18 protein-coding genes are annotated in these 24,695 nt (G+C 61.2%); 8 read left to right on the top strand and 10 right to left on the bottom strand.

Annotated features, from left to right (window positions below; genetic code table 11):
- Positions 1-45 precede the first annotated feature (45 nt).
- The 3 genes from glnD to FOT55_RS07195 all read left to right on the top strand — a co-directional run bounded on the left by glnD (position 46) and on the right by FOT55_RS07195 (position 4,095).
- Positions 46-2,709 (top strand): bifunctional uridylyltransferase/uridylyl-removing protein GlnD, encoded by a 2,664-nt coding sequence (glnD, locus tag FOT55_RS07205; RefSeq protein ID WP_147823294.1) that lies wholly within the window; start codon positions 46-48, stop codon positions 2,707-2,709.
- A 42-nt stretch (positions 2,710-2,751) separates the two neighbouring features.
- Positions 2,752-3,576: a 2,3,4,5-tetrahydropyridine-2,6-dicarboxylate N-succinyltransferase gene (gene dapD / locus FOT55_RS07200; RefSeq protein WP_025304039.1), complete on the top strand. Its 825-nt coding sequence runs from the start codon at positions 2,752-2,754 to the stop codon at positions 3,574-3,576.
- 129 nt (positions 3,577-3,705) lie between these two features.
- Positions 3,706-4,095 (top strand): DUF3461 family protein, encoded by a 390-nt coding sequence (locus FOT55_RS07195; RefSeq protein ID WP_004931929.1) that lies wholly within the window; start codon positions 3,706-3,708, stop codon positions 4,093-4,095.
- 57 nt (positions 4,096-4,152) lie between these two features.
- On the opposite strand, the gene FOT55_RS07190 is transcribed toward FOT55_RS07195, so the two are convergent.
- The 5 genes from FOT55_RS07190 to FOT55_RS07170 form a co-directional block, all read right to left on the bottom strand.
- Complete coding sequence (locus FOT55_RS07190) at positions 4,153-4,605, bottom strand: flavodoxin (protein WP_033644870.1); 453 nt, start codon at positions 4,603-4,605, stop codon at positions 4,153-4,155.
- Between the two features lie 33 nt (positions 4,606-4,638).
- Positions 4,639-5,409 carry a tRNA pseudouridine(65) synthase TruC gene (gene truC, locus FOT55_RS07185; RefSeq protein WP_141998846.1) on the bottom strand — a complete coding sequence of 257 codons (771 nt, stop codon included), beginning with the start codon at positions 5,407-5,409 and terminating at the stop codon, positions 4,639-4,641.
- Positions 5,410-5,469: 60 nt separating this feature from the next.
- A complete protein-coding gene (gene pbpC / locus FOT55_RS07180; protein ID WP_141998848.1) occupies positions 5,470-7,818 on the bottom strand; it encodes a penicillin-binding protein 1C in 2,349 nt (782 codons plus the stop codon).
- A gap of 49 nt (positions 7,819-7,867) precedes the next feature.
- Positions 7,868-13,843, bottom strand: coding sequence for an alpha-2-macroglobulin family protein (locus FOT55_RS07175; protein WP_147823293.1), 5,976 nt, complete (start codon positions 13,841-13,843; stop codon positions 7,868-7,870).
- Positions 13,844-13,989: 146 nt separating this feature from the next.
- Positions 13,990-14,316, bottom strand: a complete 327-nt coding sequence (locus FOT55_RS07170) for a YqcC family protein (RefSeq protein WP_025304043.1) — start codon at positions 14,314-14,316, stop codon at positions 13,990-13,992.
- A 178-nt stretch (positions 14,317-14,494) separates the two neighbouring features.
- On the opposite strand from FOT55_RS07170, the gene FOT55_RS07165 reads away from it, so the two are divergent.
- Positions 14,495-15,733, top strand: a complete 1,239-nt coding sequence (locus FOT55_RS07165) for an MFS transporter (RefSeq protein WP_147823292.1) — start codon at positions 14,495-14,497, stop codon at positions 15,731-15,733.
- A gap of 608 nt (positions 15,734-16,341) precedes the next feature.
- Here the strand turns inward: FOT55_RS07165 and syd are convergent.
- Positions 16,342-16,890 (bottom strand): SecY-interacting protein, encoded by a 549-nt coding sequence (syd, locus tag FOT55_RS07160; RefSeq protein WP_147823291.1) that lies wholly within the window; start codon positions 16,888-16,890, stop codon positions 16,342-16,344.
- Positions 16,891-16,953: 63 nt separating this feature from the next.
- Here syd and queF point away from each other — a divergent pair, with 63 nt between their 5' ends.
- The 3 genes from queF (at position 16,954) to xni (ending at position 20,168) form a co-directional block, all read left to right on the top strand.
- On the top strand, positions 16,954-17,799 hold the full coding sequence (gene queF / locus FOT55_RS07155; protein ID WP_147823290.1) for an NADPH-dependent 7-cyano-7-deazaguanine reductase QueF: 846 nt from the start codon (positions 16,954-16,956) through the stop codon (positions 17,797-17,799).
- Positions 17,800-17,991: 192 nt separating this feature from the next.
- Positions 17,992-19,356, top strand: a complete 1,365-nt coding sequence (ppnN, locus tag FOT55_RS07150; RefSeq protein WP_019455737.1) for a nucleotide 5'-monophosphate nucleosidase PpnN — start codon at positions 17,992-17,994, stop codon at positions 19,354-19,356.
- A gap of 53 nt (positions 19,357-19,409) precedes the next feature.
- Positions 19,410-20,168 (top strand): flap endonuclease Xni, encoded by a 759-nt coding sequence (xni, locus tag FOT55_RS07145; protein ID WP_147823289.1) that lies wholly within the window; start codon positions 19,410-19,412, stop codon positions 20,166-20,168.
- A 39-nt stretch (positions 20,169-20,207) separates the two neighbouring features.
- Here the strand turns inward: xni and rlmM are convergent, their stop codons facing one another.
- From rlmM to FOT55_RS07125, 4 genes are all read right to left on the bottom strand, one after another.
- Complete coding sequence (rlmM, locus tag FOT55_RS07140; protein WP_019455735.1) at positions 20,208-21,311, bottom strand: 23S rRNA (cytidine(2498)-2'-O)-methyltransferase RlmM; 1,104 nt, start codon at positions 21,309-21,311, stop codon at positions 20,208-20,210.
- On the bottom strand, positions 21,304-21,699 hold the full coding sequence (locus FOT55_RS07135; RefSeq protein ID WP_004931896.1) for a DUF423 domain-containing protein: 396 nt from the start codon (positions 21,697-21,699) through the stop codon (positions 21,304-21,306). The genes rlmM and FOT55_RS07135 overlap by 8 nt, the downstream gene beginning before the upstream one ends.
- Positions 21,700-21,750: 51 nt before the next feature.
- A complete protein-coding gene (locus tag FOT55_RS07130; protein WP_025304049.1) occupies positions 21,751-22,668 on the bottom strand; it encodes a transcriptional regulator GcvA in 918 nt (305 codons plus the stop codon).
- Positions 22,669-23,053: 385 nt separating this feature from the next.
- Entirely contained in the window at positions 23,054-23,278 is a 225-nt protein-coding gene (locus FOT55_RS07125; RefSeq protein WP_025304050.1) for a YgdI/YgdR family lipoprotein, read from the bottom strand.
- A 196-nt stretch (positions 23,279-23,474) separates the two neighbouring features.
- Here FOT55_RS07125 and csdA point away from each other — a divergent pair, with 196 nt between their 5' ends.
- Entirely contained in the window at positions 23,475-24,680 is a 1,206-nt protein-coding gene (gene csdA / locus FOT55_RS07120; RefSeq protein ID WP_141998858.1) for a cysteine desulfurase CsdA, read from the top strand.
- The last annotated feature ends 15 nt before the right edge of the window (positions 24,681-24,695 follow it).

Raw genomic sequence — 24,695 nt, 5'->3', positions numbered from 1 at the left:
ATCACCAGGCCGGCTTATGCCGGCCTTTTTTATGGGCTGCGCACTATGTCTGACAATCTTCTTCAACAGGCGGCCCCGGCCGTGCCGATGCCGCCCGTCTCTCCCAGCGCTTACGGCGACGACGAGCTCACCTGTCCGGAACTGAAACAGCGGCTGGAACAGTTCCAGCTGTGGCTGGCGGCGGCGTTCGACGCCGGCTCCAGCGCCGAAAGCCTGGTGGCGGCGCGCAGCGACTTCATCGATCGCCTGCTGCGCCGGCTGTGGACCTTCTACGGTTTCGAGGATATCCCGGAAACCGCGCTGGTGGCGGTCGGCGGCTATGGCCGCGGCGAGCTGCATCCGCTGTCGGACATCGACGTATTGGTGCTCAGCCAACGCCGGCTGACGGAACAGCAATCGCAGCGAGTCGGCGAATTCATCACCCTGCTGTGGGATCTCAAGCTGGAGGTGGGCCACAGCGTGCGCACCCTGGAAGAGTGCCTGCTGGAAGGCCTGGCGGATCTGACCGTGGCCACCAACCTGATCGAATCGCGCATGATCTGCGGCGACGTCGCGCTGTTCCTGCAGATGCAAAAGCACATCTTCAGCGACGGCTTTTGGCCTTCGCCGCAGTTTTTCCACGCCAAGATCAACGAGCAGCAGGAACGCCACCAGCGCTACCACGGCACCAGCTATAACCTGGAGCCGGATATCAAAAGCAGCCCCGGCGGCCTGCGCGATATCCACACGCTGCTGTGGGTGGCGCGCCGCCACTTCGGTGCCACCTCGCTGGACGAAATGGTCGGTTTCGGTTTCCTCACCCAGGCCGAGCGCAACGAACTGAACGAATGTCAGAGCTTCCTGTGGCGCATCCGCTTTGCGCTGCATCTGGTGCTGCCGCGTTACGACAACCGTCTGCTGTTCGATCGTCAGCTCAACGTGGCGCAGCTGCTGCGCTATGAAGGTGAAGGCAACGAGCCGGTCGAGCGCATGATGAAAGACTTCTACCGCATGACGCGGCGCGTCAGCGAGCTGAACCACATGCTGCTGCAGCTGTTCGACGAGGCCATCCTGGCGCTGGACGCCACCGAGAAACCGCGTCCGCTGAACGACGATTTCCAGCTGCGCGGCGATCTGATCGATCTGCGTGACGAAACGCTGTTCATCCGCGAGCCGCAAGCCATCATGCGCATGTTCTACCTGATGGTGCGCAACCGCGAGATCAAAGGCATTTACTCCACCACCGTGCGCCAGCTGCGCCACGCGCGCCGTCACCTGAAACAGCCGCTGTGCACCATCCCGGAAGCGCGCGATCTGTTTATGGCCATCCTGCGCCACCCCGGCGCGGTGTCGCGCGCGCTGGTGCCGATGCACCGTCACAGCGTGCTGTGGGCTTATATGCCGCAGTGGGGCAAGATCGTCGGGCAGATGCAGTTCGATCTGTTCCACGCCTATACCGTCGACGAGCACACTATCCGGGTGCTGCAGAAGCTGGAGAGCTTCGCCGATGCGCAAACCCGGCCGCGCCATCCGCTGTGCGTGGAGCTGTATCCGCGCCTGCCGCACCCGGAACTGCTGCTGCTGGCGGCCTTGTTCCACGATATCGCCAAAGGGCGCGGCGGCGATCACTCGATCCTCGGCGCGGAGGACGTGGTCGAGTTCGCCGAGCTGCACGGTCTCAACTCGCGAGAAACCCAACTGGTGGCTTGGCTGGTGCGCTGCCACCTGCTGATGTCGGTCACCGCGCAGCGCCGCGATATCCAGGATCCGACGGTGATCCAGCAGTTCAGCAGCGAAGTGCAGAGCGAAACTCGCCTGCGCTACCTGGTATGCCTGACGGTGGCGGATATCTGCGCCACCAACGAAACCCTGTGGAACAGCTGGAAGCAGAGCCTGTTGCGCGAGCTGTATTTCGCCACCGAGAAACAGCTGCGCCGCGGCATGCAAAACAGCCCGGATCTGCGCGAACGCGTGCGCCACCATCGGCTGCAGGCGCTGGCGCTGCTGCGCATGGACAACATCGACGAAGAGGCGCTGCACCGCATCTGGAGCCGCTGCCGCGCCGACTATTTCCTGCGCCACTCGCCGAATCAGCTGGCCTGGCACGCCCGCCATCTGCTTGCCCACGATTCCACCCAGCCGTTGGTGCTGGTCAGCCGCCAGGCGACGCGCGGCGGCACCGAGATCTTCATCTGGAGCCCGGATCGTCCTTATCTGTTCGCCGCCGTCGCCGGGGAGATGGATCGCCGCAACCTGAGCGTGCACGACGCACAGATCTTCACTAACCGCGACGGTATGGCGATGGACACCTTTATCGTGCTGGAACCGGACGGCAGCCCGCTGGCGCAGGATCGCCACGCGGCGATCCGTCAGGCGCTGCTACAGGCCATCACCCAACGAGAGTATCAGCCGCCGCGTGTGCGCCGCCCCTCTTCCAAGCTGCGCCACTTCAGCGTGCCGACCGAGGTCACCTTCCTGCCGACCCACACCGATCGCCGCAGCTACCTGGAGCTGACGGCGCTCGACCAACCCGGCCTGCTGGCGCGGGTGGGCGAAGTGTTCGCCGACCTGGGGCTGTCGCTGCACGGCGCGCGCATTTCCACCATCGGCGAGCGGGTCGAGGATTTGTTTATCCTGGCTGACGGCGAGCGGCGCGCGCTCGACCAAGAAACGCGCAGAAAGTTGGAGCAACGGTTGACAGAGGCCCTCACCCCGAACGATAAAATGTGATACAAGTAACTTTTTACCGACAACATCAGGAAAGAGAACAGCATGCAGCAATTACAGAACGTTATTGAAAGCGCCTTCGAACGCCGTGCGGACATCACCCCGGTGAACGTAGACACCGTAACGCGCGAAGCGGTAAACCAAGTGATCGGCCTGTTGGACAGCGGCGCCCTGCGCGTTGCCGAGAAGATCGACGGTCAATGGGTCACCCATCAGTGGCTGAAGAAAGCCGTGCTGCTCTCTTTCCGCATCAACGACAATAAGGTAATGGACGGCGCGGAAACCCGCTACTACGACAAAGTGCCGATGAAATTCGCCGACTACGACGAAGCGCGCTTCCAGAAGGAAGGTTTCCGCGTCGTGCCGCCGGCCACCGTGCGCCAGGGCGCGTTCATCGCGCGCAACACCGTGCTGATGCCGTCTTACGTTAACATCGGCGCCTACGTCGACGAAGGCACCATGGTCGACACCTGGGCCACCGTCGGTTCTTGCGCGCAGATCGGCAAGAACGTTCACCTGTCCGGCGGCGTCGGCATCGGCGGCGTGCTGGAGCCGCTGCAGGCCAACCCGACCATCATCGAAGACAACTGCTTCATCGGCGCGCGCTCCGAAGTGGTGGAAGGCGTGATCGTGGAAGAAGGCTCGGTGATTTCGATGGGCGTCTACCTCGGCCAGAGCACCCGCATCTATGACCGCGAGACCGGCGAAATCCATTACGGCCGCGTGCCGGCGGGTTCGGTGGTGGTTTCCGGTAACCTGCCGTCGAAAGACGGTTCTTACAGCCTGTACTGCGCGGTGATCGTCAAGAAAGTCGACGCCAAAACGCGCGGTAAAGTCGGCATTAATGAGTTATTGCGTACTATCGACTAAATTGAAATAGCGGGTGATTCACCCGCTATTTTTTTGTCTGCGTTTCGCTGGCAGTCACAGTCGCAGATCTCGCTTTCCGCCATAATCGCAGTCGTGGAATATAACGATCACATCTAAAGAGGGCGCAGTATGTACGATAACTTGAAGAGTTTGGGCATCAATCAACCGGAAGACGTCGATCGCTATAGCCTGCGTCAAGAGGCCAACAACGACATCCTCAAGATCTATTTCCGCAAGGACAAGGGCGAGTTCTTCGCCAAGAGCGTGAAGTTCAAGTATCCGCGCCAGCGTAAAACCGTGGTGGCGGACAACGCCGGCCAGGGCTACAAGGAAATTCACGAGATCAACCCGAACCTGCGTTACGTGATCGACGAACTGGATCAGCTGTGCCAGCGCGATCAGGTGGAAGTGGATCTGAAGCGTAAAATCCTCGACGACCTGCGCCATCTCGAGGGCGTGGTGTCGCACAAGATTGCCGAGATCGAAGCCGATCTGGAAAAACTCACCCGCGGCAAATAATGCGGATCGGCTGATCCGCATCATCGTTAAGGCGCCCTGTTACGGCGCCTTTTTACGTTATGACTGCAGCAGCGTGCCCCACTGCTCGACCCACGGGCAGGCGGCCACTTCCGGCTCCGGCTGTTCCATCGCATCGATTTCCAGCACTTCGCCAACGCGGGTGGCGCCCTGTTCCTGCAGCAGCGCATCGAACGTGCGCCCGGCGCCGCAGAAGTGGTCATAGCTGCTGTCGCCGAGGGCGATCAGCCCATAGCGCAGCTCCGGCTGATAGCCAACCTGATCGCGGATAGCGTGGAACAGCGGCGCGATGCTGTCCGGCAGATCGCCCTGCCCGGTAGTGGAGGTGATCACCAGCGCGTAGTGCTGACGATAAAACTGCCAGGCCTCCAGCGTGCCCTCTTCGAACAGTTTGACCTCATGGCCCTGCTCGCTGAGGATGTTTTGCGCCTCTTCCGCCACCAGCAGCGAATTGCCGTAGACCGTTCCCACGAAGATACCAACCTGAGCCATGGCTCCTACTCCCTTCATTACCTTTAAAAATTGTCAGCTATCCTGACCGTTAGCCGCGCTAAACTCAACCCCGGCAAGTTCAGGGAATACCCCCGCCCAGCCGAACTGCGCCATCACCCCTTGCCAGGCCTCGTCCCAGCGCGCCGTTACCTGCAGCGGCTCGCCGGTCACCGGGTGCGTCAGCTGCAGATGGCTGGCGTGCAGCATCAGGCGCGGGCAACCGAAATGCTGCGCCACCCCGCGATTCTGCCGCAGATCGCCGTGCTTGCTGTCGCCGATGATCGGGTGGCGCAGGTGTGCCATATGGCGCCGCAGCTGATGTTTGCGGCCGGTTTCCGGCTGCAGTTCCACCAGACTGTAACGCGCGCTGTCGTAGCGGCCGACGGCCACCGGCATCTCTACCTGCACCAACGGCCGGTAGTGCGTGACGGCCGGCTGCGGCCCCTTGTCGGCATCGGCATGTTTATCGGCGATTTTGTCCAGCTCCGCCGTCAGCGGGTAGTCGAGGGTCGCCCCCTCCTGCACGTAACCGCGCACCACCGCATGGTAGGTTTTCTGCACCTGATGCTGCTCGAACTGCTGCGACAGCAGGCGCGCCACCTCGCTGGAAAGCGCCATCAGCAGCACGCCGGAGGTCGGGCGATCGAGACGGTGCACGGTAAAGACGTGCTGCCCGAGCTGATCGCGCACCGTTTGCATCATAAAACGTGTTTCATGACGATCCAGCCAACTGCGGTGTACCAACCAGCCCGACGGTTTGTTCACCGCCACCAGGTGTTCATCCTGATACAAAATCTCAATCACATCGCTTTCCCAGGTCAATAGCCGTTTCGGGCGCGAGTATAACAGGCGTGCGGCTCAGCGCTAGTTTACCCATTCGATGGTCACCAGGCGCGTATCGGCGCGGCCGCGATCGTCCACCGCCCGAATGCGATAACGCCCGTTGTTGATCGGCCGCCAGTCGATCGGCTTTTTGCTGGCGCTGCTACCGAGATAGATATCGTCGACAAACCAGTACACCGTCTTGCTGTCTGCGTCCGTCACCGCATTGAAGGCGATTTTGTCCCGCCCCTGCTGCGACTGGCGCAGGGTATAGGTGGTATTTTTCAGCGGCGAAGTGATGCGCGGTGCGTTGCCGCCGACGGCGATGCCGTTATCCTTGCAGCGGTTAACCGGCGGCGTCCGTTTCGGCAGCCCGGCCTGGGCGAACACGTTGGCCAAATCGGAAGGCCAGAATTCAAAGATTTCGGTACGAGTCTGCGCCGCGTCATACGGCGGGCAAACGACCTCGCCGCTGTGAATATCCAGCACCACAGGCCGATAGACGCTGTCCACCTTGATCGGCGACTTGCCGGGAATGAACCAGGTCTTGCCCTTTTGCTGGCACCACGGCGTCGGCAGATCGCCGCTGGCGAGACAAATCTCCACCCGCCGCAGCCGTTGGGGGAACGGATGTTTCGGTTCCCGCAGGCCAGGGTAGCTGGCGTTGACGCTGTCGATGATATTGAAAAACAGCGGCGCGGCCGCCTCGGCGCCGACCAACGCATTGTTGCCGCGCCCGTCGAAGTTGCCTTCCCACACCACCAGCACGTAAGGGCCGAAGATTCCGACGCTCCAGGCGTCGCGAAAGCCCCATGAAGTCCCGGTCTTCCAATACACCGGCAGCGAAGAAGAACGCTGTGCCAGCGTATCGCCCGGCCGCCGGTGCTGGCGCAGCATATCCAGCGTGATGAAACTGGCCTCCTCACTCAGCAGCCGCACCGGCGTCGATTCGGCCTCGTTCAATCGCATGCGAAGCGGCCGCAGCTCGCCGCGGTTCGCCAGCAGCGCATACAGCTTCGCCAATTCCTGCGCCGTCACCTCACCGCCGCCCAATACCAGCGACAGCCCGTAGTGGCTCTCATTGGCCATATTGGCGACGCCGGTCAGGCGTAAGAACTGATAAAAAGTCGGCTGGCGCAGCTGCGAGGCGACATATACCGCCGGGATGTTACGGCTGAAGTTCAGCGCGTCGGTGGCGGTCACCGGGCCGAGAAAGCGCCGGTCGAAGTTTTCCGGCGCATAGGCGCCGAACGACGAAGGCACGTCTTTCAGGATAGTCATCGGATGCAACACGCCTTGCTCCATGCCCAGCGCGTAGATGAACGGCTTCAGCGTCGAGCCCGGCGAACGTTTGGCGTTGGTGCCGTTCACCTGCCCCTGGATCGGCCGATTGTAATAGTCCGCCGATCCTACCAGCGCGCGCACCCCCATATCGCGGCTGTCCACCAGCAGCACCGCGGCGTTTTGAATGCCGCGGCTGCGGTTGCGGGCGATAAAGGCGTTAACCTGCCGCTCGACCAGCCGCTGCAACCCGACGTCCAGCGTAGTGTCGACGCGAGTGTCGCGCTGCACCAGTTGCTGCGTCTGCAGGCGTAGCTGTTCGATAAAGTGCGGCGCAATATAGGGTACTTGCTCAGGCTGCCGCAGCGCCAGCGGCAGGCGGAACAGCGTTTGCTGGCTGGCGTCGGTCGGGTAAACCTGCTGCCAGCGCTGGAACAGACGGTTGCGCGCCTGCGTCAATGCGGCACCGAGCACGCCGGTTTTTGGCTCCAGACGGTAGCTGGGCGACTGCGGCAGCACCGCCAGCGTCAGCGCCTCCGGCAGGGTCAACGCCTTCGGCGACTTGGCGAAGTAGATCAGGCTGGCGGCGCCGATGCTTTCAATGTTGCGACCGTAGGGCGCGTAATTCAAATAGGCTTCCAGGATATCGCGCTTGGAGTAGCTCAGTTCCAGCTGCACCGCGCGCAGCACCTGCAGCAGCTTGCCGCCCGGCGTGCGGGTATTGAGATGCCAGCGCATCCGCGCCAGCTGCATGCTGATGGTCGATCCGCCCTGCATTTTGCCGCCGGCGACATAGCTGCGCCAGAAGCCGCGCATCAGGCTGACGGGGTTAAAGCCGGGGTTGTAGTAGAACCAGCGATCCTCGTGCAGCAGCAGCCCGCGCACCGCCAGCGGGGACACCTGCTCCAGCGGGGTCCACAGCCGGTAACGATCGTCGTTGGCCAGCGTGATGCGCAGCAGCGCGCCGTGCCTGTCATAATAAACGGAAGACTGCGGCAGCCCCTGCCACAGGGGCGGATGCGGCCACAGCCGAATCGCGGCCAGCAGCAGCGCCAGTAAAAACACCGCCATCAAGCCGTTTTGCAGCACGCGCCCGGTCAGGATCTTCATACGTTCTCAACATATCGGCGCCAGACGCTGGCCTGGCGCCGGATACGGCCTAGTCGTTGCCCGCCGGCACCACCACCAGCTTGCCGCCGCCGGCCGACATGGCCTGCACTTCACGGTCGTACATGGCTTCGCCGTAGGCCGGTGGAACAATAAAGCTGCCGGTATTGGTGGCCTTGATCTGATAGACGAACTCCTGCACCTCGGTGCCGGCGTTGCCGTAGATAATCACCCGATCTTCGCGGATATCGCTGTAATCCGGCGCCCAGGTAGAGCCGGTGGCGGCCAGCGGCGACTGCCAACCGCCGCGATCGTCGCTCTCCTCGCCGGTATCGGCCGGTTCCGGCGGCGTCTGCTGCACCACTTCGAACCCGCCCGGCAGCAGATCGACGATCGCCAGGTTGCTCTGCCCCTCTTTCGAGTTGGCGCGCACCTTCAGATGGACGTTGATCTTCTGCCCCAGCGTCACCTGCGTCACCGCTTTGCCTTGCTCGTCGGTGTACTCGCGGACGATCTCAATCCCGCGCGACAGCGCTTTTTGCGGCGCATTCAGATCGTAACCGGCCTGCGTCACCACATACCAGGCCGGCGCATTGCCGCCGTTGGTGAAGCGCACGGCGGTGGCATCGGCGTTAAACTGCCCCTGAACGAACAGCCCCTGCAGCTCACTGATGCGCTGCGGCTCGCCGCCGCTTTTGCCTACCTGCACGATGCCCAATGCATCCGCATTGGCGGACTGCGCCGCCACCTCAGTCGAATAGCTTTCCAGCGCCAGGATGCTCATTGCAGAGGAGTACGTGGTGTAACGCTCTTCTTTCAGTGCCTTGACCATATTCTCCAGCACCTGCGGCGGAATCGACGCCACCTTCTCAGGGAAGTGACGGGTAATCAAATACAGCCGCGTCGCATCCTGCACCAGCGGATCGAAATAGTTCTGCGTCCACCAGGCGCTGTCATAGGCTTTGCTCAGTTGCTGCCAGCTCGGTTGCAACAGCGCGGCGGCTTCGTCGTCCATCTTCAACAGGCGATAGGAAGAGGCCAGATACAGCGCGCTCAGGTCGGTTTTCCACTCCTCGCCATAGCGTTTTTGCAGCGTATCCTGCACCGCCGCCAGCGAGTTGGTGGTCACTTCGCCCTGCAGCGTCAGCAGGTAAACCGCCCAGCTGCGCAGGCGCAGCAGATACAGATCGTCGAACCCGCTGGCCGCCAGCTCGCGCAACGCGCCGTTGGCTTCATCCAGCATGCCTTCCGGCAGGGCGTAGCCCGCCGCTTTGGCTTCGAGCAGATATTGCACCACATAAGGCGTGACGAAAGGATCGGCATCCGGCGATGAACGCCAGGCGCCGATCGCCCCGCTGTCGTTCTGGCGCGCGCGCAGCACGCCAAGCAGGTTGCGCAGCTGCTTGCTGACTTCCGCCTGGCTCAGGCTGCTTTTCATCTCTGGGTGGCGGCTCTGCAGCATCAGCGGAATGGAACGGCTGACAATCTGCTCGGAACAGTAATACGGATAATCCGCCAGGTATTGCGCCAGCCCATTGGTCAGCACCAGCGGCGAATTCGACACCGCCGCCCGGCGCTGCGCGAAAGCGTCGAACATCTGACGCAGGCCATCGACGTTCTGACTGCTACCGCTCATGCGCCCCATCACCGATTGGGTGCGGTATGGCGCCGCCGGCCGCACCGAGGTGCTGACGGTGCGGCGGCTGGCCTGGTCGCCGTAACGGGCGTCGAATACCAGCGGCGCATCGCCCAGCACGGCTTTGGCGCGCAGACGGAAAGCGATCACGCCTTCGCGTTTTTCCGCCAGCGTCAGGCTTTGCGTCGCGTTGCCCACCACCTCCAACTGCGGCGGCGGCGTCAACAGAACGTTGATGGCCACCGGCTGACCGTTCAGCCCTTCGAGGTTGTTGCTGACACCCACGCTGACGTCAAACTCGTCGCCCGGTGCCACCATCGCCGGCACGTTCGGCGTCATGATGAAGCTGTCGCGCACCGTGGCAGCGGTTTGCGCCTTGCCGATTTTCTCCGGCGTCACCGAAATCGCCATGACGCGGATCTTGCCGTTGAAGTAGTCCGGCACCGGGTAGACGAACTGCTTCTCGCCGCTGACCTCGGTAATGCCGGACCAATAGGCCACCGGCTTGTCACGCTTGCGTTTGAACGGGTTGAGGTTGAGATCCAGCCCTTCGCCCGCGTCGCCGCCCGGCGCCGCGGTCAGCGCCATCAGCTTGCTGAACTCCGGCAGGATCAGATCGAGGATCTGGGAGCTGCTCACGTTCAGTTCGCGCTTGCTGAAGAAGAACTCCAGCGGATCCTTCAGGTGGTAGCGCGCCACCTGCAGAATGCCCTCATCGACGGCGAACAGCGCCACCTGCTGCGGCGCGTCGGTCTTGACCGTCATCGTCAGGTTTTCACCCGGCTTGATGACCGCCGGCGCCGTCACCTCAAGGCTGTTTTGGCGCGCCTTGGTGCTGATCTTGAACGGCATCACGCCGTAGCTCAGCGGGCTCATGAAGATCTCGCTGGAGTTGATGTCGCGCACGAACTGCACGTTGATGTAGCCGTTGCCCTCCATGCCGGCCGGCACGCGGATCGTCTGCACCGAGCTGGTGGTATCGCTGTGGAACCACTGCCAGGCGTAAACCTTGTCCTTCTCGATGGTGATCAAACCGCTGCCGGTATAGGGCGCGTTAATCGCCACCTCGATCTCCTCGCCCGGCTGGTATTCCGCCTGGTTCAGTTTCAGCTTCAGTTCGGCGTTGCGATCCAGCGAACGGCTCAGGTTGGCGTTGCCGGCCACGCTGTAGGCGACGCGGTTGAGCGTCTTGCCCTGCGCATCTTCAATCACCAGCACGAAGTCGCCCGGCTTATCAGTCGTCAGCCGCAGATCCGCGCCCTGCTCGCTCAGCGCCAGCGGCTGTTCCGACAGCTGCACTTCCTTCATCTTCGACTGGTATTTGTAAACGCCCGAATCCTGTTTGGTCAGCACCGAAATGTATTTCTGTTCGATCAGCACCTGCTTCAGATTCGGCATGGCGATCTGTTTCAGGGCCGGATCGATGGCGATCACATTCAGATGCCGCTCCGCGTCGCGATTGATGTAGCCCAGATCGCCGTCGGCCTTCACCCCAATCAGATAATCGTAAGGCGAAACCAGCGTACGGGCGGTAGCCGCCACCGAACGACCGCCGCCGGCGACGAACGCCTCCGACAACAGCTGCAGCTGATAGGTCGCGTCGGCGTAGGATTTCAGATCGAGCGGAATATCGGCCGCGCCATGCTCATCGGTGGTGCAATCTTCCAGCTCGGTTTCGAACCCGTCGCTGTTTTGCCGGTTTTCGTAGAACGCATAATCCGGGAAGCGATCGAAGCTCGGATACATCGGCCGCAGCGTCATCCTGGTGGTCACGCGGCGATCTTGCGCCGGGGTGCCGAACAGGTTCTGCACGTCGATGCTGGCCTTCAGCTCAGACGGTTTTACCCAGCCTTGCTGGCGGTCCGGCGTCAACGCCAGCTTCACTTTCAGCTGATCCGGTTCGAACTCCTTCACATTGACCGCGGTATGGCCGAGCAGCGTGGAGGTATCGTTGTTTTTGCCGATCAGATACAGATAGACGTTCCACTCGCCGGTCGGTGAGTTTTCATCGGTGGTATAGCTCAGCTCGTTGAAACCGCTGGCGCCCAGCGTCAGCGGTACGGTGGACATCAGCTTGTCGCGCGGATCGCGAATTTCGGCACGCACCGGCACGCCGGCCAGGCCAACGCCCCAGTCGGCGGCGCGGGTGATCAGGCCAATATTGAAAGTATCCCCCGGCCGATAAACGCCGCGATCGGAGAATAGATAACTGCTGAGGGTGCGCGGATCGGTCGGCGTTTGTTCACCGGCGACGTCGAAGCGCGAGAAGTCCAGCCCGCGATCGTTATAGCTACCGGTCGGCAGGAAGGAGACATCCCCTTCCTTTTCCACCAGGAACATCACCGGCTGGCGCTCGTTGGTGTATACATCGAGCGCCGGGAAACGCACGTGGCCGTCGGCACCGGTGGTTTGGCTGAGCAGCGTCACGCCGTTTTTGGCCACTACCGACACGGTGGCGCCGCTGACCGGTGCGCCGCTTTGGATCGACTGCACAAAGACATCGCGCGTCTTATCCTGCGAGCTCTTGGCGACGATGCCCAGATCGGTCACCACCACAAAGCGCGAATCGCCGACGTCGGGCTGCTCTTCCCCTTCGCTTTCATCTTGTTCCTGATCCTGCTCGGTGCCCGCCTCTTCCGCCGCCGGTTTTCGGTTCGGCTGCCATTCGGACAGCGTCAGCAGGAATACCCCGCGATGGGAGCTGGCGTTGGTGGAGAGATAACGGGAGAGATCGATGCCCTGATAGTTCACTTCCCCCGGCCGCTCGTTGTTGAGCGCCGTTTGGTATTTGAAATGCTCGGTGAAATATTCGTCGTTGAGACGGTTGAATTCCGTGGACGAGTAGTCCCGACTTTTGAAGGAGACAATGTGCTGCAGCTGGCTCGGGATCACCCGTTTGATGTCCAGCCGCAGGCCCGCCACGTTACGCGCCGCCACGCTGATCTGCTTGTCGCCGTTAACCGACAGCAGCGAGCCCTGCGACATGAACTGCAGCGATTTCGGGAACTCCGGCACTTCGACCACCCGATAAACCTTCTTCGGCATCTTGTAACCGCCGACAGAGACCAGCTGGTTGTCTATCTCGAGCAACACAAAGCGGTGCGCCGGAGCGTCGAAACGGAAGCTGAACTGCGGTTGATAGGCCTCTTCCGCCTCGTTAAGCGTCAACGGCAGTGGCGTCGCCTGCGCCAGCACGTTTTTGCCGACGCTGTCGACCGTCCATTGATAGAAGTCTTCGGCATCGTTGGCGGCCTCGGCATCGCTCGGATCATGCTGCGGCAGCAGCCAGGCTTTGGTGGCCCGCACCAACTCTTTATCCTTCACCGCATCGCTGAAACCGACCACCAGCGCACGCTGCCCTTGGCCGCCGTCGGTGTCCACGACCTGAGCGCTGGCGTCACTCAGCGCCAGGCTGTAGAGGGTGGGTACCTTGACCCAGTTGCTTTTCGCCTCTTCGACAGCGTTGCCGGCCGCCGTCGATTTAACGCCCTTACCGACGGTCAGATGCACCGCGCCGCCCTGATCCAGCGCCTGAAGCGGTTCGGAATGCACCCAGGCGTTCAGTTTTTTCTCGTCATAGACCAGAGAGAAGTTCAGCTTTTTCTCGGAGGACGTGCTGCCTTCCTTCAATCCCAGCGAAATCTGTTTTTCAAAGCTGGCGACGTCAACCGGCGCGTTGAACTGCAGATTGAAAATCGCGCTGCGTTTCTGTGCATTCTGTGGATCGCGGTAATACTCGGCCTGCCCCAGACGGTAATCGAACGCGGGCACGGTGAAGGCATAGCGGGTTTTGGCGAGCTTGACCTGCGGCGCCAGCAAGGTGGCGGGCTCCAGGGCCACCTCATATTTCGCCCCCATCGGCAGCGGTTTTTTCGGCGAGAACACCAGCGTTGATTCATTGCTCCACGCCCACTGCCCTTCCGCCGTCGGTTTGAGGGTGATACCGGCGCTCACGGTTTTACCCACCACGGCGATCGGCGCGACCGAGCCGCTGAAGGTCAGGCTCACCGTTTGCGGCGCCTGCCGGGCGGCGGCGTAATCTATCGGCTCGGGGTTGGCCACCTCGGCGCTGATCTCCTGAACCACCAACGGCGCCGGCTCGATGGGCTGGGGCCGATTTTGCCACCAGTGCCAACCGTAAAACGCGCCGCCCGCGGCCCCCGCCAGCAGCAGCAGGCCCAGACCGATCGCTTTCGGGTGTTTATCCACGCCGCTTTCGAGCCGCAAGAAACCGCGCGGCAGCGCAGCCCACCAGGCCGGCGCGCGCCAGCTGAGGTTGCCGACCAGCGGTCTCAGCAACCGTCCCAACAGCGACAACACCCCACCCAGCAGGCGACAAACGCCCTTAACCAGGGTAAAAGGCAAACGCAGGATAAACCTTAATAAATCCATTATTGCAGCACCTCATCATCCTAATGCAGCCCCCGGTCAACCGTCGCGGTTCAACCGAGCCGAAAGACACCGTCGGCTCTCCTGCCCGGCATCCGCGCGAGTACTCTACACTGCCGGACGGCAAAAATCTGCGCGCCGCCGGCGGATTACGGCTCTTTATTCAACATCAAATCCAGCTGTTGCAGCAGCACCAGCAGCGGCAGGCTGCTCGGCTCACGATCTTTCAGCGCCTCTTCGAAATAAGGCGTGATGGCGAAGCGCGTCGGCAGCGGCGCTTGGGCGTCCAGCAGCGCATACATGCGCGGCAGAAACACCCACTGCAGCCAGGCTTCGGCCGACATGCTGTCGATACAGAACGGCTCGGTGCTGGAAAAAGCCTCATGCTCAGGCGGCGCGGCCTGCCACAGCGCCAGATCGCGCATGGATTGTTCAATCGCCTGCAAACTGCGGCGCACCTGGTTATGTATACTCATCTGCATTCCCGATCTCTTTTCATTATGGTATTCAGCTCGCTGGCTGAAAGGCGGCAAAGCATAGCATTTTTATAGCCCAAATTTGGCGCGCCCGAGACCGGCTGCCGTTTTTATCTGGTGGCGATCGCCGCCGCGCGGCACAATAGGCCCACCGAATACACCACTCAGATAAAGATTCATGTCCGTAATAACAGAGAAAAAAAACCACGCGACGCCCGGTAAAGCCATGCTGGCCTCGGTCACCGGTTATGCCATGGACGGGTTTGACCTGCTGATCCTCGGCTTTATGCTGCCGGCCATCAGCATCGAATTAGGATTAACCTCATCGGCCGCCGGTTCGCTGGTCACCTGGACGCTGATCGGCGCGGTGCTGGGCGGCGTGATCTTCGGCCACCTCAGCGATCGTTTCGGCCGCATCCGGGTGCTGACCATCACCATTCTGATGTTTTCCCTGTTCACCGGCCTGTGCGCCGTGGCGCAAGGGTATTGGGATCTGCTGGCCTATCGCACCCTGGCGGGCATCGGGCTGGGCGGCGAATTCGGCATCGGCATGGCGCTGATCGCCGAAGCCTGGCCGGCGGAGAAACGCAACCGCGCTTCGGCTTACGTCGGCATGGGCTGGCAATTGGGCGTGCTGGCAGCCGCCTTCCTGACGCCGCTGCTGCTGGAACACATCGGCTGGCGCGGTATGTTCCTGGTCGGTCTGCTGCCGGCGCTGGCGTCATTCCTGATCCGCCGCACGCTGGGCGAGCCGGAGGCGTTCGTGCGGCAGAAAGACGCCGGGCGGCCGCTCTCCTTCCTGCAGCGTTTGCGCCTGCTGTTTAAGGATCGCACTACCAGCAAGGCCAGCATCGGCATCTTCATTCTCTGTTCGGTGCAGAACTTCGGTTACTACGGGCTGATGATCTGGATGCCGACTTACCTGGCGAAAAACTTCGGCTTCTCACTCACCAAGTCCGGCCTGTGGACGGCGGTGACGGTGGTCGGCATGACGTTCGGTATCTGGCTGTTTGGCGTGCTGGCCGATCGCTTCGCCCGCTGGAAGATTTTCGTGTTGTATCAGGTAGGCGCGGTAGTGATGGTGATCGGTTACGCCCAGTTGAGCGATCCGATGCTGATGCTGTTCGCCGGCGCCGTGATGGGCATGTTCGTCAACGGCATGATCGGCGGCTACGGCGCATTGATTTCCGATACCTACCCGGTACAGGCGCGCGCCACCGCGCAAAACATCCTGTTCAATCTGGGGCGCGGCGTCGGCGGCCTGGGGCCATTGGTGATCGGTGCGCTGGTGACGCAGGTGTCATTTACCGCCGCCATCAGCCTGCTGGCGGCGATTTACCTGCTGGATATCTACGCCACGCTGTTCCTGCTGCCGAAAAAACAGGGCGCAGGCGATACGCTGGGCGCGATTGGTTAACGCTGGCGATGGATTAAGCAGAGGAGCACGCACGGCGGGAGAGAACAAAAAGTTGGGGGCACTGCGTTAACAGTGCCCCCGGTTCGTTTTATAGCTATCCCGCTACACAGTGTGCTCCCTGCTCAATCCTTGAAAACTTTTCCTGCGGCCATCCTGACCAAGTGATCCTTGCATCATCCTGCAGCATCGTCCTGACGCGGTTCCTCAGCCTTCCTGACCCGCCGACAGTCCTGTGTCGGCTCTCAATCTCCGTCCTGGAGGTGTCCCTGGTTTCTATCCTGAAACATCCTGGGCATCTCCTGACGCCATCCTTCGCTCTGCCTGAGCGCATCCCTTTCTTCTTCCTGAAGCTGCATCATCCTGATGCTTTCCTGCTCCGCCGGTTCCGTTCCGGTAACGATAAGATCGCTTAAATTCCCCGGAATCACAAGGGTTTGGGAGGTGTCTCACACTAAATTAAGACTAAGAGTTATCCTAAAGAAATTCTAACCAATTGATCTGGATAACAATAATCTCATAGCCTGGAAAAAGGTGGGAAAAATTAAGAGCGATATCTCACAGCCCGTGTGAGAGATCTCTCACACGGGCGACGGCGAATCCGTCGCGATTCAGTCCAACACCGGGCGCAGCGCATCGAGGAAATTCCCGAGCGTCGCCGCCAACAAGGTGCGCTTATCGCTGCCGAACTGCTCCAGTACCACGTTGCCGCTGACGTTGCACAGCGACACCATCGTCATCTCGGATTCGGTGGTCGCCAGGAAGAGGGTCGGCGACAATTTGTGGCGCTTTTGCGTCACTAAATGGCCGATGAGGTTTTCCTGCAGGCGGATAAAATCCTCTTCGCTCCAGACCTGCAGCAGGCTCAGGCGATGCTCGCCGAACTGCGCGCTCATGTCGCCGGCGTATTGCTGCGTGTAGAAGCGATGCGCATCCGGCTGCAAACGCAGCTCCAGCGCGGTCTCTACCTTTTCCAGCGTCGCCGCCGGTTCGAAAGGCTGCGGCAACCACAGCACGTCGTCCTCGCGATTCTCCACGATGCAGGGCGACGGCACGCCGTACAGCGCCTCGCTGGCCGGCGCGTGGCCGCGCTCTTGCTGCCACAACTCGACATAGCGTTGAGTGAATTCACGCAGGGCGTGCGATACATCATGGTCCATATTCTTTCTCGCATACGTTAAACTGACGGCCATTGTACCTATCTCTGACCGAGGTGACAGCAGATGTCCTCATATCAAGACCACCAGGCCCTGTCGGGGCTGACGCTGGGCAAACCCACCGCCTACCGCGATCGCTACGACGCCACGCTGCTGCAGGCGGTGCCGCGCAGCATGAACCGCGAGCCGCTGGGGCTGTATCCCGACAACCTGCCCTTCCACGGCGCGGACATCTGGACGCTGTACGAACTCTCCTGGCTGAACGCCAACGGGCTGCCGCAGGTGGCGGTCGGCGAGATCAGCCTCAATGCCGACAGCCTGAACCTGATCGAATCGAAAAGCTTCAAGCTGTATCTCAACAGCTTCAACCAAACGCCGTTCGCCGATTGGGAAACGGTGCGCAGCACCCTGCAGCGCGATCTGTCCGCCTGCGCCCAGGGCGAAGTCAGCGTCACCCTGTTCAGCGTCGAGCAGTTGGAAGGCACGCCGATCGCCCGTCTGGCCGGCGACTGCATCGACCAACAGGATATCCGCATCGACAATTATGAGTTCAACGCCGACTACCTGCTGAACGCCGCCGGTGAAGAAGTAGTGGAAGAGCAATTGGTCAGCCACCTGCTGAAGTCCAACTGCCTGATCACCCATCAACCGGACTGGGGCTCGGTGCAGATAAGCTATCGCGGCGCCAAGATCGATCGCGAAGCGCTCCTGCGCTACCTGGTCTCCTTCCGCCACCACAACGAATTCCACGAACAGTGCGTCGAGCGCATCTTCAATGATTTGATGCGCTACTGCCGGCCGCAGAGCCTGACGGTTTACGCTCGCTACACCCGTCGCGGCGGGCTGGACATCAACCCGTGGCGCAGCAACGTCGCGTTCACTCCCGAGCACGGCCGCCTGGCGCGCCAATAAGTGCGAAACATTGCTCAACAACTGAGCTAACGAGCGGTTTGTGTTGGTAAAAGCGCAGGGACGGCGGTAAGGTTAAAACGAGGCTGCAGCCGGGCAGAACGCCCGTTGCACCGCAGCACGCCAACCATAACGAGATGCTGTTTTGCTGCGTATGGATTACTACCGCCCCGCACCGGGTGCAAAGGAGTTACCTTGATTACACACATCAGCCCGCTTGGCTCTATGGATTTATTGTCGCAGCTGGAAGTAGACATGCTGAAACGCACTGCCAGCAGCGACCTGTACCGCCTGTTCCGCAACTGTTCGCTGGCCGTGTTGAACTCCGGCAGCCAAACCGACAACAGCAAACAGCTACTGTCGCGCTATGAAACCTTCGATATCAACGTGCTGCGCCGCGAGCGTGGCGTGAAACTGGAGCTGGTCAACCCGCCGGAAGAGGCGTTCGTCGACGGCCGCATCATCCGTTCATTGCAGGCCAACCTGTTCGCCGTGTTGCGCGACATCCTGTTCGTGCACGGCCAAATCGCCAGCGCCGGCCGTTTCCAGCATCTGAACCTGGAAAACTCGGCCCACATCACCAACCTGGTGTTCTCGATCCTGCGCAATGCACGCACGCTGCATCTGGATGAAGATCCCAACATGGTGGTGTGCTGGGGCGGCCACTCAATCAACGAGAACGAATACCTGTACGCGCGCAAGGTCGGCAGCCAGCTGGGCCTGCGCGAGTTGAACATCTGCACCGGCTGCGGGCCGGGCGCCATGGAAGCGCCGATGAAAGGCGCAGCGGTCGGTCACGCACAGCAGCGTTACCGCAACAGCCGCTTCATCGGCATGACCGAGCCGTCGATCATCGCCGCCGAGCCGCCTAACCCGCTGGTGAACGAGCTGGTGATCATGCCGGACATCGAAAAACGTCTGGAAGCGTTCGTGCGCATCGCGCATGGCATCATCATCTTCCCTGGCGGCGTCGGCACCGCCGAAGAGCTGCTGTACCTGCTGGGTATCCTGATGAATCCGGAGAACAGCGAACAGGTGCTGCCGCTGATCCTGACCGGGCCGAAAGAGAGCGCCGACTACTTCCGCGTGCTGGACGAGTTCATCATGAACACGCTGGGCGACGCGGCGCGCCGTCACTACACCATTATCATCGACGATCCGGCGGAAGTGGCGCGGCAGATGAAGAAAGCCATGCCGCTGGTGAAGGAAAACCGCCGCAACACCGGCGACGCCTACAGCTTTAACTGGTCGATCCGCATCGCGCCGGATCTGCAGCTGCCGTTCGAGCCGACCCACGAGAACATGGCGAACCTCAATCTGTATCCGAACCAGCCGCCGGAGCAATTGGCCGCCGCGCTGCGCCGCGCCTTCTCCGGCATCGTGGCCGGTAACGTGAAGGAAAACGGCATCCACGCCATTGAACAGTTCGGCCCGTACAAGCTGCACGGCGAACCGCAGATGATGAAGCAGATGGACAGCCTGCTGCAGGGCTTTGTCGCCCAGCACCGCATGAAGCTGCCGGGCAGCGCCTATGTGCCCTGCTACGAAATCGTCGCCTGATCCTCAATCCTGGGCGGCGTAACGGCCGCCCTGTTTTTCTGACCTTGCCGCCCATGATGATACACCTACTGATTGTCGACGCCCTGAACCTCATCCGCCGCATTCACGCCGTACAGGGCTCCCCTTGCGTCAACGCCTGTCGCCACGCGCTGCAGCAGTTGCTTCAGCACAGCCGCCCGACCCACGCGGTGGCGGTATTTGACGAGGACGACCGCAGCGAAAGCTGGCGCCACCAAATTCTGCCGGACTACAAGGCCGGGCGTTCGCCGATGCCGGAAAACCTGCAACAGGAGATGCCGCAGTTGCGTGAGGCCTTCGCCGAACTGGGCGTCGCCAGCTGGCATTCACCCGGCAACGAAGCGGACGATCTGGCGGCCACGCTGGCGGCGAAAGTCGCCGGCGGCGGCCATCAGGTGACCATCGTCTCCACCGACAAAGGCTATTGCCAACTGCTGGCGCCGAACGTACAGATCCGCGATTACTTCCAAAAACGCTGGCTAGATATGCCTTTCGTGCAACAGGAATTCGGCGTACAGCCGCAGCAGCTACCGGACTATTGGGGGCTGGCGGGGATCGGCAGCAGCAAGATCCCCGGCGTGGCCGGCATCGGGCCGAAAACCGCCGTGCTGCTGTTGCAGCAGTCGGGCAGTCTGGACGGGATCTATCAGCACCTGGAGCAGGTGCCGGAGAAATGGCGCGGCAAGCTGGAGCAGCACCACGAGCTGGCCTACGTCAGCAAACAAGTCGCCACGCTGCGCACCGATCTGTCGCTGGACGGCAACCTGCAGCAGCTGCGCCTGCCGATACAATAAGGGCGCTGCAAGCAGCGCCCTTCATCAGGTTTAACGCGATTAATCGCGCTCGTCGCGCCGACCCGGCACCGCCGACCACATGCGGCGCACGTGTACGGTGATCTCTTCGCGGTCGTGATACAGCTGTTTGGCGTGCACTTCGACGCTGATGCCGGCAGCGCCCAGCGCTTCGCGGATGCTCATCAGGTTTTGCGACACTTCCTCATAGCGCTTTTTCATCGGCAGCTTGAGGTTAAAGATCGCTTCGCGGCACCAACCTTTCACCAGCCACTGAATCATCAGGCTGGTCACTTTCGCCGGTTTCTCCACCATGTCGCACACCAGCCAGTAGATTTTGCTGCTGTTCGGCTCGAACTTGAAGCCGTCGGCGCGGTGGTGCGTCACCTGGCCGGTTTCCATCAGGCTCGGCGCCATCGGGCCGTTATCCACCGAATGCACCATCATGCTGCGTTTCACCAGCTGATAGGTCCAGCCGCCCGGGCAGGCGCCCAGATCGACCGCGTGCATGCCGCTGGCCAGGCGTTCGTCCCACTCGTCGGCGGGGATGAACACGTGGAACGCTTCTTCCAGCTTCAGCGTCGAACGGCTCGGCGCATCGGCCGGGAAACGCAGACGCGGAATGCCCATGTAGAACGGCGAGTTGTTGTTGCTGTAGGAGTAACCGACGTAGCAGCAGCCCGGCGCGATAAAGAACACGTGCACCACCGGGCGAGTCGGGTTCTCCCGCGCCATCAGCACCTTCTGCTCGCGCATCGCGGCGCGCAGCGGCACCGTCAATTTGCGGCAGAATTTCATCAGCTCTTTGCTTTCGTTGGTGTCCGGCACTTCCACCCGCAGCTCGCCGCCGCGGTCAACCACGCCGATCAGCATGCCAACGATCGGCGATACCCGATCTTCCGGTGGCAGATCGCGCAGCAGCTCACCTACCACGATCATCTGGCGGGCGAAAATCAGTTCGCGGAACGGAATCTCCCGCGCCAGGCGATCGGCATCGTCCGGCTGATAGCATTCGAACAGCACGTAACCGCTGTGCTCTTTTACTCGTGCAAAGCCGTAAATCTCCAGCTGGGCGGCTTTGTCGGTGATCTCTGCCGCACACTCTTTTTCAAAGCCTGGGCGGCAGTACAACGCAATCTTATTCATGGCGCTCGGCCTTTTTCCTCAGACGCAAAGCGCCAATCAACATCAATATCCAGCCGATCAGGAAGCACACGCCGCCAACCGGCGTGATATATACCCAGACCTTCAGGTGCGACAGCGCCAGGCAATAGAGGCTGCCGCTGAACAACACGGTGCCGAACGCCAACAGCGCTCCGCTCCAGTAAAACCACAGGCTCACGCGGCGCTGCATCGCGACCGCCAGCGCCAGGATGGCCAGGGTGTGGAACCCCTGATACTCCAGCCCGGTACGGATCCAGGCCATTTCATTGGCGCCGAGCGTACCGCTTAACACATGCGCGCCGAATGCGCCCAACGCGACAAACACAAAGCCGCTGATAGCGGCGAAAACCAGCATGGAACGGCTGCTCATCGTGATCTATCCCATTAAAAATTACCGGCCGCGGCAAGGCGGCGGCCGGCCTTATTGTTCGTAGCGGAAGCGGAACTTCTCTTGTTCGCTGGCGGCGCGCGCCAGGATCCACTGCCGGAAGGCGGCTATTTTACCCAGTTCTGCCTGGCTGTCATGACATACCAGATAAAAAGCGTTTTTACTGACCAGCACATCGTTGAACGGGCACACCAGGCGACCGGCTTCAATCTCGGTTTGCGCCATCACGTTGTTCACCAGCGCCACGCCCTGACCGTGCACTGCCGCCTGCACCACCATGGCGCTGTGGCTGAAGATCGGCCCCTGCTGCACGTTGATGTGCTGCAACCCCAGCTGGCGCGTATAGGCCAGCCAGTCGCGGCGTGAAACGTCATGCAGCAACGTATGATAAGCCAGATCCTCTGCGGTTTTCAGCGGATGATCGCCGGTCAGCAGGCTCGGCGAACACACCGGCAGCAAATATTCCGCATACAGGCGCTCGGCGCGCAGTCCCGGCCAGTTGCCGCGGCCGTAGAAAATCGCCACGTCGACGTCGTCCGCCAGCTTGTCCTCTTCGCGGTCCACCGCCTGGATGCGCACGTCGATGCCCGGATAAGCTGAGTTAAAGCCGGACAGCCGTGGCACCAGCCACTGAATGGCGAAGCTCGGCGGCAGACTGACGGTCAATGCCCCCTTGGCGCTACGCGCCTGCAGCTTGCGCGTCGCCTCGTTGATCGAAGAGAAAATCTCCTTGATATCGAGGTAGTAACTTTGGCCCTCTTCGGTCAGCAGCAGCGAGCGATTGCGCCGGCGAAACAGCTTCAGTCCGAGAAAGTCCTCCAGCGACTTGATCTGGTGGCTCACCGCGGCCTGGGTCACGAACAACTCTTCCGCCGCCTTGGTGAAACTCAGGTGGCGAGCGGCCGCATCGAACACGCGCAGCGCATTGAGGGGAGGTAAGCGTTTAGACATTAAATTAGCTACTTTTGTGTAACATTAATCCGAATGATTCGGCGCCGAAAATCGGGCGGCTTTGTGTGGCAAGCCATCGGTAAACGCTAACGGCGTATTGCCATTAGTTTTTTTAATCCGAGCCATTATAATTTGTCCGTTGAGGATGCGCCAGCAAATACCTATAGTGGCGGCACTTCCCGGGCCGGAACGAAAAGGGAGTGGGTGTCGAGGACGCCGATGAACTTTTGGCTTGTGGTTGTGATGTTGTGTTTGCAAATTGTCCGGCGATTCCGGACATGGTAGCTAGGCTACTGTTTTTTCACTTCCTGTACATTTACCCTGTCTGTCCATAGTGATTTTATGCAGCACCGCAAAACTTGCGGTGCTTTTTTTTGCCTGACGGTTACTGGTTGCTTTCAACCATCTCTTTCACATCGGCGCGGTTGATCTGCTGCTCGACGCCGTTAGCGTCTTTATAGCTGATCATGCCGGTATCGTTGTCCACTTTTGGCTTGCCGTCAGCGACAATGGTGCGTCCGTCATTGGTATGCATCACGTAGTTGCTGGAACAGGCGGCCAGGGTGAACGTCAGCATCAGGGCAGAGAGAACTGCGGCTGTTTTCTTCATTGAGGACTCCTTTTTAGTTTTAAATGCTGATAAATACCTTTTATGTGTATAGATGCGATTAATAAGCGCACATTTAATAGCATAACAAACTTTTCCAATTTTGCCAGGCGATAAGTCCTAATAGGCAGGATCGCTTGTCTCCGGCGGCAAAATAGGACAGGATCACCCATCGACTCAAGCCAGTGACAATCAGGGTATGACGCCTTTTAACCCCAGCCTTTTTCGCCAACAGTTTCCCGCGCTCGCGCAGGATGGTATCTATCTGGACAGCGCCGCCACCGCGTTGAAACCGCAGGCGGTCATCGACGCCACGCAGCAATTTTATCGCGATGACGCCGCCACCGTGCACCGCAGCCAGCATCGGGCGGCGCAGGATCTGACTGCCCGCTTCGAGCAGGCACGCGGCCAGGTGGCGAAATTGATCAATGCGCCGTCGGCCGACGACATCGTCTGGACGCGCGGCACCACCGAGGCGATCAACCTGGTGGCGCAGAGCTACCTGCGCCCGCGTCTGCTGCCGGGCGATGAAATCCTGGTGAGCGAAGCGGAACACCACGCTAACCTGATCCCCTGGCTGATGGTGGCGGAACAAACCGGCGCGCGGGTGGTGAAACTGCCCATCGGCGCCGATCGGTTGCCGGATTTGACGCAGCTGCCCGCCCTGCTCAACGACAAAACCCGCCTTTTGGCGTTGGGGCAAATGTCCAACGTCACCGGCGGCTGCCCGGATCTGGCACCGGCAATCGCCATGGCGCATGCCGCCGGCGCGCACGTGATGATTGACGGCGCTCAGGGCGTGGTTCACGGCCCGGCCGACGTACAGCGGCTCGATATCGATTTCTACGCCTTCTCCGGCCACAAGCTGTATGGCCCGACCGGCATCGGCGCGCTGTACGGCAAAGCCGAGCTGCTGGCGCAGATGGCCCCCTGGCAAGGCGGCGGCAAGATGCTGACCCAGGCGTCGTTCGACGGTTTTACCCCACAAAAGCCGCCGCACTGTTTCGAAGCCGGCACGCCAAACATCGCCGGCGTGCTGGGGTTGGCCGCCGCACTCACCTGGCTCAGCGAACAGGACATGGCGGCGGCGGAGCGCTACAGCCGCGAGCTGGCGGATCAGGCCGAACAGCGGTTGGCGCAGCTGCCGGGCTTTCGCAGCTTCCGCAGCTCCGGCTCCAGCCTGCTGGCGTTCGATGTCGCCGGCATACACCACAGCGACATCGTCACGCTGCTGGCGGAGCAAGGCATTGCGCTGCGCGCCGGCCAGCACTGCGCGCAGCCGCTGATGGCGGCATTAGGCGTCAGCGGCACGCTGCGCGCGTCGTTCGCCCCCTACAATACACAACAGGATGTCGATACGCTGGTCAGCGCGTTGACTCACGCCCTCGATCTGCTGGCCGACTGACGTGATTTCCGGAGA

It is taken from the genome of Serratia bockelmannii (genome assembly GCF_008011855.1).
Lineage (GTDB): Bacteria > Pseudomonadota > Gammaproteobacteria > Enterobacterales > Enterobacteriaceae > Serratia > Serratia bockelmannii.
The sequence above is the reverse complement of the archived record's forward strand: the minus strand, read 5'-3'. Positions and strand labels throughout refer to the sequence as shown.